Below are 13848 nucleotides of genomic sequence, written 5' to 3'. Positions count from 1 at the left end.
ACGCCCCACTCATCCACGCGTCGGCCGCAGCAGCGGAAGCATCAACTGGTCGATCAGCTCCTCCAGATCCCTATCATTCCATTCACTCGCGCACAGCTTGGCGCGATACATCATCATCGCCGGGATGGCATCGAAGACGTAGCCGTTCGCGGCATCGGATCGCACTTCACCCCGCTCGATTCCGCGGGTGATCACCTCTCGGAGCAGTTTGACCGTGGGCTCGACGACCCCCTTGATGATCACATCATGGAGACGTTCCGCCTGCGCCGGATCGCATTCGTGAATCACTGCGCGAAGCGCGAACCCCGGCCTGGAGAACATCGCGTCGCGGGCTCGTCGGCACAGCGTGAGGAGATCCTCCCGCACGCCTCCCAGATCGGGGGCGTCCTCAAGCCGTGGGAGTCCGGCCTGCAGCGCGTCCGCGACCAGGTCCTCCTTGGACGGCCAGCGTCGATAGACGGCGGCCTTGCCCGTCTGAGCGCCTGCGGCGACACCTTCCATCGTCAACCCCTTCCAGCCGACCGTACTGAGTTGCTCCAGGGCGGCATCGAGGATCGCCCGTTCAAGCACGGCGCCACGTCGGCGTAGAGAGGCCTGAGCGGGGGTGGCCGTCCAGTGCGAGGTAACCATCTGAGCGTCTCCAGCAAACGAGGGAGCGGGGATTTCGGGGGACGGGGAGCACTGCGCGACGACAGAGGGAATGTAACGCGCGACAACGAGGAGAGTGAACGCTTGCGTTCACTAGTGGGGACTCACTACCGTTGACGCGACAGTGAACGCAATCGTTCACTAAGGCATTTGTGGGGGACCCATAGTGACAACCTCTCAGTTGATTCAGGATCAGAAACCAGGTACGGCCCGCCGGGAGGGACATCCCGGCCTCGCGCTCACCGTCATCGCTGCCTGCCAACTCATGGTGGTACTCGACGCGACGATTGTGAACATCGCACTCCCGCACATTCAAAACGCGCTCAAGTTCAGCACCACCGACCTCACCTGGGTCGTCAGCTCCTACACGCTCACCTTCGGCGGACTGTTGCTCCTGGGCGGCCGGGCCGGCGACATCCTCGGCAGGCGCCGGGTCTTCATGGTCGGCATCCTGCTGTTCACCTTCGCATCGCTGCTCGGTGGACTGGCCCAGGAACCCTGGCAGTTGCTGGCAGCCCGTGTCCTGCAGGGCGTGGGTGGCGCGATCGCGTCGCCCACTTCGCTGGCCCTCATCACCACCACGTTCCCCGAAGGGCCGGAACGGAACCGGGCCTTCGGCGTATTCGCCGCGGTCTCCGCAGGTGGCGGTGCCATCGGTCTGCTCGCCGGAGGCATGCTCACGGAGTGGCTCGACTGGCGGTGGGTGCTCTTCGTCAACGTGCCCATCGGTGTACTGATCGCCGTGCTCACACCGCTGTACATCAGCGAGTCCGAGCGGCACACCGGCCGCTTCGACATCTTGGGCGCACTCACCTCGACCGCGGGAATGGCCCTGCTCGTCTACGGGTTCATCCGGGCGGCCGACAGCGGGTGGCGGGACAGCCTGACCATCGGTTCCTTCGGGGCCGCCGTGGTTCTGCTGCTGGCCTTCGCCTTCGTCGAGTCCCGTGCAAAGGAACCGATCACGCCACTCAGGATGTTCGCCGACCGCAACCGCTCGGGCACGTACGTGATCATGCTGAGCCTCGCCGCGGCGATGTTCGGCATGTTCTTCTACATAGTTCTCTTCGTGCAGAACGTGCTGGGTTACAGCCCGATCAAGGCCGGTCTCGCCTTCCTGCCGGTGACGGTCGTGATCGCGCTGGGCGCGGGCCTGTCGCAGCGTTTCCTGCCGGTCCTCGGCCCCAAGCCGTTCATGCTCGTGGGTTCGGCGCTCGCAACGATCGGACTGGCCTGGCAGACCCTCATCAGCTCCGACAGCTCCTACGTCGGCGGGGTCCTCGGGCCGATGTTGGTGTTCGGCTTCGGTATGGGCCTGAACTTCGTCACGCTGACGCTCACCGCTGTCTCCGGCGTGGCCCAGCACGAGGCCGGCGCGGCTTCCGGACTGCTCAACGCCATGCAGCAGGTGGGAGGTTCGCTGGGCCTGTCCATCCTGACCACGGTGTTCGGCTCGGCCAGCAAGGACGAGGCGGAGAAGCAACTGCCGCAGTTCCTCGCCGACGGGACCGCTGAGCAGAAGGCGGAGTTCACCAAGACGCAGCAGTTGCCGGCGCCCTGGGGTCATGAGGTGCTCGCCCAGGGCATTTCGACGGGCTTCATCGCGGCTGCGGCGATGGCCGTACTCGCCCTCGCGACCGCCTGGTTGGTGATCAAGGTCCGCAAGAGCGATCTGGAGGCTCTCGCCGGCACGGCCGGACCGGGCCTCGGCTGACCCGGGTCGCCCCACAAAAAGCCACGGATGGCCGGATCGAGTCCAGGGAACGGCTGGCGAGGACGCCGGTCCGGCCCTCCGCGCACCGGGAGCTGACGTCGGCACCACCGGCACCACCGGCACTGCCCACGCCAACCTCACCGCCAGAGCCACCAGCACCAGCACCAGCACCACGAGATCCAGTACGAGTTGCATGATCACCTCCTCCGGGCCCACGTGTCAGTCGCCTTACATGAGCCATGCCTCACACGGCGGATGCCACGAGAACGCCCGAGCGGTCACTCAGAGTTCCCGGCACACACAGAGAGTTTCGACGCATGTCGACACTCGCGCCCGGGTGGACGACCGCAGGCGTGGGCGAGACAGCGCAAGGCCCCGTCAGGCAGAGGCAGGAACCCACCCAGGCACGGCTTCCGTCCGCGCCACCCAGTCGGCAGGCGGCGCCCCCGCCTTCCCGGACGCGATCACTCCGCCCACGATGGCGCAGGTCGTGTCCACGTCGCCGCCGACCTGCGCGGTCGCCCAGAACGCCTGCTCGTAGTCCCCGAGAGACCGTGCCGCCGACCAGAGTGCGAACGGGACGGTGTCGTGGGCCGTGGTGCGCCGCCCACAGCCCAGTACGGCCGCGACGGTGGCGGGATCCGCGTAGTCGAGCATGTCCCGGGCCCGTCGCAGGCCCGCGCCGACAGCACTCTTCGGGACCAGCGCGATGACGCCGTCGAGGAGCATCTCGGGTGTCGGCGGTCCGCCCGGAGCAGCGGCCAGCGCGGCAGCAGCGGCGACGGCCATGGCACCGACCACACCCTCACGGTGCTGATGTGTCGGGTAGGCCGAGATCTCCGCTTGGTGGGTCGCCTGCTCGGGGTCCTCCGCGTACCAGGCGCCCAACGGCGCGACGCGCATCGCGGCGCCGTTGCCCCACGATCCCTGTCCGTTGAAGAGCGCGGAGGCGAGCTCGCGCCAGTCACCGCCCTCTCGGACCAGCCGCAGCAAGCGGTTGACCGCGGGGCCGTACCCGCGGTCGAAGTCGTGGCGCTCGGCGAAGGAGCGGGCCAGGGCGTCCTGGTCGATGCGGTGATGGTCGGCGAGAACAGCGACCACGGAGCACGCCATCTCCGTGTCGTCGGTCCACTGCCAGGGCCCGGACGGCAGCTCGCGCTCCTTCAGCAGCGGGTAGTTCACCGGTACGAAGAACTGCGAGCCCAGCGCGTCCCCCACAGCCAGTCCGCGCAGGCTCGCCAGAGCGCGCTCCAGGCGGCCTTCGGGAGGGAAGTCAGTGGTCATCGCTCTGTCACTCTATCCGGTGATTCCGTATGGCTCGGGGTCCCGCCAGCGTTCGAAGGGCCGGTCCAGCGCGTATTTGCCGTCGTCTCCGAGAACGAGCATCCGCATCTCCGCGTTCCCCGGGTTGGCCAGCGACTCGAACTCCGCGACCGTCCAGTGGAACCAGCGCATGCAGAACAGCCGCATGGCCAGACCATGGGTGACCAGCAACACGTTCGACGGGTGGTCGGGCGCCTCGAAGCTTCGGTACAGACTCTCCAGGAAGCCGCCGACCCGGTCGTACACATCGGCACCGGACTCGCCCTGGGCGAATCGGTAGAAGAAGTGCCCGTAGGCGTCCCGGTAGGCCTTCTGGAGGCGGACGTCGTCGCGGTCCTGCCAGTTTCCCCAGTCCTGCTCACGCAGCCGGGGCTCCTCGCGCACCCGTATGACCGCGGGGTCGAGGTGGAAGGCTCGTAGCGTCTCGTGCGTGCGTCGGTAGGGGGAGACGTACACGCTGACCCGCTCGCGGCCGAAGACCTCACGCAGCCGTTTGCCGGTCTCCTCTGCCTGCTGCCGCCCCCTCTCCGTCAGGGCGAGGGCGTGGTCGGGTTCGCGCTCATAAACGGTGTCATCAACATTGCCCGTTGACTCGCCGTGCCGGACAAGGACGATGCGCCGTGGTCGTGCCATGCCAAAACCCTAGATCGGGTGAGGCCCTGTCGAGCACCACTACGGCCCCCATACGGCGTAGGTCACACAGTTCCCGCCCCCCGGGCCGCGTCGGGACGCACGAATAACAGGCCCCGATTCAAACGATCCAGGTCGGTTCGAGCTCCACGATGTCGCCCGTCAAAGAGGCGATGTCGGCCTCCGTCTGAGCCCGCAGGGCGAGTCGCTCCACGCGTTCGGTCCGGTACTTGCCGTGTTCGGCAGCCGACCGCCACATCGACAGCACCAGGAACTCATGGCCCGGCGCCTCGCCGAACAGGCCGCGGATCATGCCCGGAGAACCGGCCATCGCAGGGTTCCAGACCTTCTCCTGCATCAGGGTGAAGTGCTCGGCGCGCTCCTCGTGGACGCGGCAGAGTGCGACCCGTACCAGGTCGGCGTCCGTGAACCGGGGTTCGAAGCCGGTCTTCACGTCGAAGCGGTAGTCGAACAGCTTGACCTGGATGTCCTTGAAGGTGCCCGACTGGGCCGCCGCCAGCCGATCATGGGATCGCGCCATGAAGGAGTCGTAGAAAGCACGGCTCTCCCAGAAGGCGAAGACGTGCGCCACACCCTGCCGCCCCCGGCTCCAGCCACCACCCTGTCCCCGAAACCCCGGCTCCCCCAGAAGCCCCGCCCACTTCCGCTGCCCCCGCTCGAAACCGCGGCGGTCCACCACGGTGCAGCGAATCCACTTGACCAGCACCGCGCCATGGTAAGGCCACGGAGCGTGGCGTTGGTCACTCTCGTAAGGAGAACTGGCCCGCAAGCTCACCCGCGCGCGTGGCAGGATGGACAACCTGCCTTGCCTGCCCGGCACTTCGGGCCGGCGCCATACGGTGAAGGGGAAGTCTGGTGAACGGCCTCAGCAAGGGGATCCGCAAGGTCGAGATCGCCCTGAAATGGGACCCGAGTGCGGCGGGGCAGCCGCCGACCGATCTGGACATAGTGGCGGCGACCTATCTCGCGAGCGATCCCTACGAAGTTCCCGCCAACGTGGTGCACTTCGACAGCCGCTCCCCCGACGGCACCATCTACCTCAACCGTGACAGCAAGGACGGCAAGGGCTTCGGCTGGGACGAGGTCATGACGGTCGAACTCGACCGGCTCGACGCCCGCTACGCGCGCGTGGTGGTCGGCGTCGTCATCCAGCAGCACCCGGACCGCCGCACCTTCGTCAGCGTCGTCAATCCGGCTCTGCGTATCCGCGAGGGGTACACCGTCCTGGCCGAGGACGACTTCGGCGATGTACTCGGAGCGACCGCGTCGACGGTCGCCGAGTTCGTACGCCAGGAAACCGGCACGTGGGACTTCCACCCCGGCCTCAACGGCTTCGAGGACGACCCGGCGACCTTCAGCGCGACCATGGGCCGGGTGCGCAACCCCTGAGCTGAGGCCTCCTCTTCCCGCCGTTCGACCACATCAACCAGCGGTTCCCCGGGGCCGAGGCGGACGGTGCGAGTGCCCGGATCGTCTTCGCCGTCGCGGACGGGCAGAAGGTCACCTCGGCCGTGAACCGCGCGGCCATCGACGACCCGTGGCGACGGTCGGCATCGCCGCGGTGGTGTTGATCACCTTCGGTTCACTGGCCGCCGCCGGGCTGCTGCTGCTCACCACCCTTCTCGGCGCCGGCATCAGCATCGCCTCGATCAGCGCCCTGGGCCATGTCTTCGGTCTGTCCTCGACGACCAGCGAGTTGGCCATGATGCTCGGGCTCGCGGTCGGCATCGAATACTCCCTGTTCGTGGTCTCCCGCTACCGCGAGGAGCGGGCCAGGGGCACCGCCCCCAGGAGGCGGCCGGGCGGGCCGCGGGCACGGCACCGCCGGTTCCGCGGTCGTCTACGCCGCGACAGACCACTTACGCGGGCCCCTGTCGCATTCGGGCACAACGGCCGGGCGTCACAAACGCCGAAGGCGGTGGCGCCGAGAAACCGGCGCCACCGCCCTGACCATCAGATCCGCACCCGGGGGGTGCCCAGAATCAGCTGCAACCGCTGGTCGAGCCGCAGCCCTCGCAGATGTAGCAGGAACCGGCGCGCTGCATCTTCGTACCGCAGGAGAAGCACAGCGGGGCGTCCGCCTGGATACCCAGCTGCATCTCCACGAGCTCGGCGCTCGTGTGGGCCTGCTGCGGGGCGGGCTTGGCCGCTTCGACCTCGGCCGTCGGTGTGGCGACGGCCTTCAGCTCCTGGGCGCGCGGCGCCGACTGGGCCAGGCCCTCGACGTCGACCTCATCCTCGGACGGCTCGTACGAACCGGTCTCCAGGTGGCGCTGACGCTCCTCGGCGGAATGAATGCCGAGCGCGGAACGCGTCTCGAAGGGCAGGAAGTCCAGCGCCAGGCGGCGGAAGATGTAGTCGACGATCGACTGCGCCATCCGCACGTCCGGGTCGTCCGTCATGCCGGCCGGCTCGAAGCGCATGTTCGTGAACTTCGAGACGTACGTCTCCAGCGGCACGCCGTACTGGAGACCGACGGAGACCGCGATGGAGAAGGCGTCCATCATGCCCGCAAGGGTGGAGCCCTGCTTCGACATCTTCAGGAAGACCTCGCCGAGACCGTCGTCCGGATAGGAGTTGGCGGTCATGTAGCCCTCGGCACCGCCGACGGTGAAGGACGTCGTGATGCCGGGGCGCCCCTTGGGGAGGCGCTTGCGGACCGGACGGTACTCGACGACCTTCTCGACCGCCGCGCGGATCGTCTCCTCGGCCTTCTCCGTGACCTCGACCTTCTCCTTCTCCTTGGTCTTCGCGGAGAGGGGCTGGCCGACCTTGCAGTTGTCGCGGTAGATGGCGAGCGCCTTGACGCCCATCTTCCAGGCCTCGAAGTAGACCTCTTCGACGTCCTCGATGGTCGCCGACTCCGGCAGGTTGACCGTCTTGGAGAGTGCGCCGGAGATCCACGGCTGGATCGCGGCCATCATGCGGACGTGGCCCATCGCGGAGATGGAGCGCTCGCCCATCGCGCAGTCGAACACCTCGTAGTGCTCGTGCTTGAGGCCGGGGGCGTCGATCACATTGCCGTTGTCGGCGATGTGGGCGACGACCGCCTCGATCTGCTCCTCCTGGTAGCCCAGGCGGCGCAGGGCCTGCGGCACGGTGCCGTTGACGATCTGCATCGAGCCGCCGCCGACCAGCTTCTTGAACTTGACCAGCGCGAGGTCGGGCTCAAGGCCGGTGGTGTCGCAGGACATCGCGAGACCGATGGTGCCGGTCGGGGCGATGACGGACGCCTGGGAGTTACGGAAACCGTTCCTCTCACCGACGCGCAGGACGTCCTGCCAGGCCTCCGTGGCGGCGGCCCAGATCGGCGTGTCCAGGTCGTCCACGCGGACGGCCTTGGCGTTCTCGTCGGAGTGCTGCTTCATGACACGCAGGTGCGGCTGCGCGTTGCGGGCGTAGCCGTCGTACGGACCGACGACCGCGGCGAGTTCGGCGGAACGCTTGTACGACGTGCCGGTCATCAGGGAGGTGATGGCGCCGGCCAGGGCGCGGCCGCCGTCGGAGTCGTACGCGTGGCCGGTCGCCATCAGCAGGGCACCGAGGTTGGCGTAGCCGATGCCGAGCTGGCGGAACGCGCGCGTGTTCTCGCCGATCTTCTGGGTCGGGAAGTCCGCGAAGCAGATGGAGATGTCCATCGCGGTGATGACGAGCTCGACGACCTTCGAGAAGCGCTCGATCTCGAAGGACTGGTGGCCCTCGCCGTCGTCCTTCAGGAACTTCATCAGGTTCAGCGAGGCGAGGTTGCAGGACGTGTTGTCCAGGTGCATGTACTCGCTGCAGGGGTTCGAGCCGTTGATGCGGCCGGACTCCGGGCAGGTGTGCCAGTGGTTGATGGTGTCGTCGTACTGGATGCCGGGGTCCGCGCAGGCCCAGGCGGCCTCGGCCATCTTGCGGAAGAGGCTCTTGGCTTCGACCTCCTCGATGACCTCGCCGGTCATGCGGGACGTCAGGCCGAACTTCCCGCCCGCCTCGACGGCCTTCATGAACGTGTCGTTCACGCGGACCGAGTTGTTGGCGTTCTGGTACTGGACGGACGTGATGTCGTCGCCGCCCAGGTCCATGTCGAAGCCCGCGTCACGGAGGGCGCGGATCTTCTCCTCTTCCTTCACCTTGGTCTGGATGAAGTCCTCGATGTCGGGGTGGTCGACGTCGAGGATGACCATCTTGGCGGCGCGGCGGGTGGCGCCACCCGACTTGATGGTGCCGGCCGAGGCGTCGGCGCCGCGCATGAAGGAGACCGGGCCCGAAGCGTTGCCGCCGGAGGACAGCAGCTCCTTGGAGGAGCGGATGCGGGAGAGGTTCAGGCCGGCACCGGAGCCGCCCTTGAAGATCATGCCCTCTTCCTTGTACCAGTCGAGGATCGACTCCATGGAGTCGTCGACGGCCAGGATGAAACAGGCGGAGACCTGCTGCGGCTGAGGAGTGCCGACGTTGAACCAGACGGGGCTGTTGAAGCTGAAGATCTGGTGCAGGAGGGCGTGGGCCAGCTCGTGCTCGAAGATCTCCGCGTCAGCGGGCGAGGCGAAGTACTTGTGGTCCTCTCCCGCCTTCCGATACGTCTTCACAATGCGGTCGATGAGCTGCTTGAGGCTCACCTCACGCTGCGGGGTGCCCACGGCACCGCGGAAGTACTTGCTGGTGACGATGTTGACCGCGTTCACCGACCAGAAGCCGGGGAACTCGACGCCACGCTGCTCGAAGTTGACCGAGCCGTCGCGCCAGTTGGTCATGACGACGTCACGGCGCTCCCAGGACACCTCGTCGTACGGATGCACGCCGGGGGTCGTGTGGATGCGCTCGATACGCAGTCCCTTGGTCGCCTTGGTGCCCTTGGCGCGGGAACTCCGTGCCGGACCGCTCGCCGTCTCTGTCATGCCGCCTCCCTGTACGGGCTAAAACGCCCTGAAGTGCCCCGATGTTCCCGGGCACGATGTTCTGTCTGGTGTTGCGGGCGCCTCTCGCTACGGCCCGCAACAGGTCTTCTCCTCGCCGCCGCCCGGCCGGATCCGCAGCCCGAGGCTCCGGTCCGTCCCGCCGGTCAGTCGGCGGCGCGCGCGGGTTCGGGGGCTGGTGCAGTCCCTCCGGACCCGCGGTCGTCTTCCTGGCTCCCCACGACAGCGCCCCCGCCGTCGTCGGCGTCCACGCGGTCCTCTTCGTCCGCGGTGGAGGGTCCCGTCTCCCTGAGTTCCGCGATCGCGGCTTCGAAGTCCTCGAGCGTGTCGAACGCCCGGTAGACGGAAGCGAATCGCAGATAGGCGACGAGATCGAGCTCCTGCAACGGGCCGAGCATGGCCAGCCCCACGTCGTGGGTGGTCAGTTCGGCGCTCCCGGTGGCCCGCACCGCCTCCTCGACCCGCTGGCCGAGCTGAGCGAGCGCGTCCTCGGTGACAGGCCGTCCCTGGCATGCCTTGCGCACACCGTTGATGACCTTGGTACGACTGAAAGGCTCGGTGACTCCGGACCGCTTGACCACCATGAGCGAGCACGTCTCCACGGTCGTGAAACGACGGGAGCAGTCAGGGCACTGGCGGCGCCTACGGATCGACGTGCCGTCGTCGGTCGTACGACTGTCGACGACACGGCTGTCGGAGTGCCTGCAGAAGGGGCAGTGCATGAACTTCCAACCCTCCTCACAGCAGACTCAATAGCCTCAGGAGGCCTCCCGGGCCCCACGAAGCAGCCCCAAGCATAAGCGATCGCCGAGGGCCCGAAGACCCGGGGGACCACAACTTCTGGGCCACTCCTGCAATCCAACCACTAGATGTGGGGATTGGCCCATACATGCACGCCGTCCGCGCGTGTCGCACCGGCATGGGCATGCACCGTCGCCCCCTACGCCGCGCCGACACTCGGGAGCACGCAGCAGTATCGCTTCGCCACATGCGGAGATAGCGTGGGCGCCGCACGGAGGGAGCGTGGGATTCCCGCAGAGATGAGGGCCGGTTCCCGGTTGCCGGGAGGGCGGATGGCAGACTGGGTCGGCACCCACGAGGTCGCCATCCTGGCGGCGAAGAGTACAACAATGAGCCCTTTTGCCCGCTAGGTGCCACGTCAGCCATACACCCAGACACATGGTCCAGTCGGGCTATTCGCGATTTTTCACTCGAACGTGTGTTTGGCGCAACCTTTCGAAAGCAACTACCGTTGTCCAGCAGGGAGACCATCGAGAGGGGCCGACGTGACCACCACCGCAGACAGTGCCACCATCACTGCCCAGGACCGCTCCCAGGGCCGACTTGAGCCGGTGCATGCGATGAACGAAGCCACGAATCCCGAGGGGCACAAGCGCTCCCTGCCGGGCCGACCTCCAGGCATCCGGGCGGACAGCTCCGGACTCACCGACCGGCAGCGCCGGGTGATCGAGGTCATCAGGGACTCCGTGCAGCGGCGCGGCTACCCGCCGTCGATGAGGGAGATCGGCCAGGCCGTCGGCCTCTCCAGCACCTCCTCCGTCGCCCACCAGCTGATGGCACTGGAGCGCAAGGGCTTCCTGCGCCGTGATCCGCACCGCCCGCGCGCGTACGAGGTACGCGGCTCGGACCAGGCCTCGTCGGTACAGCCCACCGACACCGCCGGGAAGCCCGCGGCGTCGTACGTCCCGCTGGTCGGCCGCATCGCCGCCGGTGGCCCGATCCTCGCCGAGGAATCCGTCGAGGATGTCTTCCCTCTCCCCCGCCAGCTGGTCGGTGACGGTGAGCTGTTCGTCCTCAAGGTCGTCGGCGACTCCATGATCGAGGCCGCGATCTGCGACGGCGACTGGGTCACCGTCCGCCGCCAGCCGGTCGCCGAGAACGGCGACATCGTGGCCGCGATGCTCGACGGCGAAGCCACCGTCAAACGCTTCAAGCGCGAGGACGGCCACGTCTGGCTCCTCCCGCACAACTCCGCCTACGAGCCGATCCCCGGCGACGACGCGACCATTCTGGGCAAGGTGGTCGCCGTCCTGCGGCGCGTGTGACGGCCGCGGCGGGCGGCCTCCAAGGCCCCCGCCCTCTGACCGGGCCCCGGGACCCCTGCGCCGGTTCCGGGGCCCTGTGCTGCGCGGCCCCATGTGGCAGCCGGCTGTGATCGGGGTTGGCCTGTCCCGGAGCCGGGACAGGCCAACCCCGATCACTGCGCTTCGTCCTCTTCCGCCTGCTTCGCCACCGCGTCCTCCCCCTGCTTCGCCATCACGTCGATCGCGGCCAGCGACCTGCGCACCTGGTTGCGGTCCGTCGTGTACCAGAAATCAGGCAGTGACGCCTTGAGGTAGCTCCCGTATCGCGCTGTGGCCAGTCGCTGGTCCAGTACGGCGACCACACCGCGGTCTCCCGACGCGCGTACGAGGCGACCGGCGCCCTGAGCCATGAGCAGCGCCGCGTGGGTGGCGGCGACCGCCATGAAGCCGTTGCCGCCGGCGTCCTCGACCGCCTTCTGGCGGGCACTCATCAACGGGTCGTCCGGCCGCGGGAACGGGATCTTGTCCATGACGACCAGCTGGCAGCTGGGCCCGGGCACATCCACGCCCTGCCAGAGCGACAACGTACCGAAGAGACAGGTCTGAGGATCCGCCGAGAAGTTCTTGATCAGCTCACCGAGGGTCTCCTCGCCCTGCAGGAGGATCGGGAACTCGGGGATACGGGAGCGCAGTTCCTCCGCGGCCAGTTGGGCGCCCCGCATCGAGGAGAACAGGCCGAGCGTGCGGCCGCCGGCCGCCTGGATCAGCTCGGTGAGCTCATCGAGCATGTCCCCACGGTCTCCGTCCCGCGCGGGACGCGCCAAGTGCTTGGCGACGTACAGGATGCCCTGCTTGGGATAGTCGAAGGGCGAGCCGACGTCGACGCCCTTCCATTGCGGTACATCCTCGCCCTCGGTGCCCTCGGGGGCGAGGCCCAGGGAGGCGCCGACGCCGTTGAAGTCGCCGCCCAGTTTCAGGGTCGCGGACGTGAGGATCACCGAGCGGTCCGCGAAGAGCTTTTCCCTCAGCAGGCCCGAGACGGACATGGGCGCGACACGCAGGGAGGCACCGAAGCGGTCGTGGCGCTCGTACCAGACGACGTCCCACTCGGAGCCGTTCGTGATTCGCTCCGCCACGTCGTGCACGGTCTCCACGGAGGCCAGCGCCTGTTTACGGACCGCGTCCTCGTCCTGGACGGACTTGTCGCGGGTGGCACCGATCCCGGAGATCACGGTGCGGCAGGCGTCGCGCAGTGCCATGAGCGCGTAGCCGAGATCCTCCGGGACCTCTTCCAGGCGGCCCGGCAGGGCCAGCTCCATCAGTCTCTCGAAGCCCTCGGCGGCGGTCTGGAGCTGATCGGCGGCCTTCTCATTGACCAGCTTCGCGGCGCGGCGCACCGCGCGGTTCACCTGGCCGGGGGTGAGTTCCCCGGTGGCGACCCCTGTGACCCGGGAGACCAGTTCGTGCGCCTCGTCGACGATCAGCACCTCGTGCTGCGGGAGAACCGGCGCGTCCTGGATGGCGTCGATCGCGAGCAGCGCGTGGTTGGTGACGACGACCTCGGAGAGCTTGGCGCGCTCGCGGGCCATCTCCGCGAAGCACTCGGCGCCGTACGCGCATTTGGAGGCGCCCAGGCACTCTCGCGAGGAGACCGACACCTGCGCCCAGGCACGGTCGGACACGCCGGGCGTGAGGTCGTCGCGGTCGCCGGTCTCGGTCTCGTCCGACCAGTCACGCATCCGCAGCAGGTCCTGGCCCAGCTTGCTGGTCGGTGCCGCCGCCTCGAACTGGTCGAAGAGGCCCTCCTCCTCGTCCTGCGGGACGCCCTCGTGCAGGCGATGCAGACAGAGGTAGTTCGACCTGCCCTTGAGCATCGCGAACTCAGGACGGCGGCGCAGCAGTGGGTGCAGCGCTTCCACCGTGCGCGGCAGGTCCCGCTCCACGAGCTGGCGCTGCAGGGCGAGAGTGGCGGTCGCCACGACGACACGTTCCCCGTGCGCGAGCGCGGGCACGAGATAGCCCAGCGACTTTCCGGTGCCGGTGCCGGCCTGGACCAGCAGATGGGAGCCGTCGTCGATCGCATTTTCGACGGATTCGGCCATGGTCACCTGGCCGGGGCGCTCCGTACCGCCGACGGCGGTGACGGCAGCATGCAGGAGTTCGGGGAGTGAGGGCTTCGTCATAGCGCGACCACCCTACGGCCCGGCACCGACAAAGGGGTGGTCAAGGCGCGGCGAAGGGACGGGATCAAGACCAGGTGCTCCTCGGTTGCGGATCGAATGAGTCCGACAGCAGCGGGAGTTGGCGTGTTCGGGTTCGGGGTGGATCACTTGCGAGCCGGGATCGCATCGGTTTCGGGCAGCGAGGGGTCGGTCGGGTTTCGGGGTGGGCCGGGCACGGCGGTGGCTGTGCTGGTCGCGACGGATTCCGTACCCACCGCAAGGCACGAATCGCGGAGCCGATCCGGGCGGTGCCCCCGCTGGTTCGCCGGGGAGATCCCACCAGTCTGGGCGGAGACTTAGCAGGTCACGGTCCATACGTCGGCGGGGCGCGGGCCGGATCACGAGGTCGG

General features: G+C 67.9%; 10 protein-coding genes and 1 pseudogene. 4 read left to right on the top strand and 7 right to left on the bottom strand.

Annotated elements, in window-relative coordinates; translation table 11 throughout:
• Positions 1-9: 9 nt before the first annotated feature.
• Positions 10-630: a TetR/AcrR family transcriptional regulator gene (locus AB0H86_RS30520; RefSeq protein WP_362445814.1), complete on the bottom strand. Its 621-nt coding sequence runs from the start codon at positions 628-630 to the stop codon at positions 10-12.
• Between the two features lie 184 nt (positions 631-814).
• Here AB0H86_RS30520 and AB0H86_RS30515 point away from each other — a divergent pair, with 184 nt between their 5' ends.
• The gene (locus AB0H86_RS30515) at positions 815-2362 is read left to right on the top strand and encodes an MFS transporter (protein WP_362445811.1); all 1548 of its coding nucleotides are present in this window, start codon (positions 815-817) and stop codon (positions 2360-2362) included.
• A gap of 378 nt (positions 2363-2740) precedes the next feature.
• Here the strand turns inward: AB0H86_RS30515 and AB0H86_RS30510 are convergent, their stop codons facing one another.
• The 3 genes from AB0H86_RS30510 to AB0H86_RS30500 form a co-directional block, all read right to left on the bottom strand.
• Positions 2741-3646 (bottom strand): ADP-ribosylglycohydrolase family protein, encoded by a 906-nt coding sequence (locus tag AB0H86_RS30510; RefSeq protein WP_362445808.1) that lies wholly within the window; start codon positions 3644-3646, stop codon positions 2741-2743.
• Between the two features lie 12 nt (positions 3647-3658).
• Positions 3659-4318, bottom strand: a complete 660-nt coding sequence (locus tag AB0H86_RS30505) for a histidine phosphatase family protein (protein ID WP_362445805.1) — start codon at positions 4316-4318, stop codon at positions 3659-3661.
• Positions 4319-4436: 118 nt separating this feature from the next.
• The gene (locus tag AB0H86_RS30500) at positions 4437-5042 is read right to left on the bottom strand and encodes a YdbC family protein (protein WP_362445802.1); all 606 of its coding nucleotides are present in this window, start codon (positions 5040-5042) and stop codon (positions 4437-4439) included.
• Between the two features lie 149 nt (positions 5043-5191).
• On the opposite strand from AB0H86_RS30500, the gene AB0H86_RS30495 reads away from it, so the two are divergent.
• Together AB0H86_RS30495 and AB0H86_RS30490 are read left to right on the top strand one after the other, a co-directional pair.
• Positions 5192-5725 (top strand): TerD family protein, encoded by a 534-nt coding sequence (locus AB0H86_RS30495; RefSeq protein WP_362445799.1) that lies wholly within the window; start codon positions 5192-5194, stop codon positions 5723-5725.
• Between the two features lie 23 nt (positions 5726-5748).
• Positions 5749-6183, top strand: a pseudogene (locus tag AB0H86_RS30490) (MMPL family transporter); the annotation flags it as partial.
• A 135-nt stretch (positions 6184-6318) separates the two neighbouring features.
• On the opposite strand, the gene AB0H86_RS30485 reads toward AB0H86_RS30490, so the two are convergent.
• Together AB0H86_RS30485 and nrdR are read right to left on the bottom strand one after the other, a co-directional pair.
• Entirely contained in the window at positions 6319-9213 is a 2895-nt protein-coding gene (locus tag AB0H86_RS30485) for a vitamin B12-dependent ribonucleotide reductase (protein WP_362445796.1), read from the bottom strand.
• A gap of 164 nt (positions 9214-9377) precedes the next feature.
• Entirely contained in the window at positions 9378-9953 is a 576-nt protein-coding gene (nrdR, locus tag AB0H86_RS30480) for a transcriptional regulator NrdR (RefSeq protein ID WP_362445793.1), read from the bottom strand.
• 564 nt (positions 9954-10517) lie between these two features.
• Here nrdR and lexA point away from each other — a divergent pair.
• Positions 10518-11297 carry a transcriptional repressor LexA gene (gene lexA, locus AB0H86_RS30475; RefSeq protein ID WP_362445790.1) on the top strand — a complete coding sequence of 260 codons (780 nt, stop codon included), beginning with the start codon at positions 10518-10520 and terminating at the stop codon, positions 11295-11297.
• A 152-nt stretch (positions 11298-11449) separates the two neighbouring features.
• Here lexA and AB0H86_RS30470 read toward each other — a convergent pair whose 3' ends face one another.
• Positions 11450-13459 carry an ATP-dependent DNA helicase gene (locus tag AB0H86_RS30470; protein ID WP_362445787.1) on the bottom strand — a complete coding sequence of 670 codons (2010 nt, stop codon included), beginning with the start codon at positions 13457-13459 and terminating at the stop codon, positions 11450-11452.
• Positions 13460-13848 lie beyond the last annotated feature (389 nt).

It is taken from the genome of Streptomyces sp. NPDC050997, from assembly GCF_040660135.1.
In the GTDB taxonomy this organism is placed as follows: Bacteria; Actinomycetota; Actinomycetes; order Streptomycetales; family Streptomycetaceae; genus Streptomyces.
The sequence above is the reverse complement of the archived record's forward strand: the minus strand, read 5'-3'. Positions and strand labels throughout refer to the sequence as shown.

What these genes read in the sequence shown, in the direction of transcription:
- AB0H86_RS30505 (WP_362445805.1), bottom strand. Translation starts at nt 4,318, where the DNA reads ATGGCACGACCACGGCGCATCGTCCTTGTCCGGCACGGCGAGTCAACG.
- AB0H86_RS30510 (WP_362445808.1), bottom strand. Translation starts at nt 3,646, where the DNA reads ATGACCACTGACTTCCCTCCCGAAGGCCGCCTGGAGCGCGCTCTGGCG.
- AB0H86_RS30485 (WP_362445796.1), bottom strand. Translation starts at nt 9,213, where the DNA reads ATGACAGAGACGGCGAGCGGTCCGGCACGGAGTTCCCGCGCCAAGGGC.
- AB0H86_RS30470 (WP_362445787.1), bottom strand. Translation starts at nt 13,459, where the DNA reads ATGACGAAGCCCTCACTCCCCGAACTCCTGCATGCTGCCGTCACCGCC.
- AB0H86_RS30520 (WP_362445814.1), bottom strand. Translation starts at nt 630, where the DNA reads ATGGTTACCTCGCACTGGACGGCCACCCCCGCTCAGGCCTCTCTACGC.
- nrdR (WP_362445793.1), bottom strand. Translation starts at nt 9,953, where the DNA reads ATGCACTGCCCCTTCTGCAGGCACTCCGACAGCCGTGTCGTCGACAGT.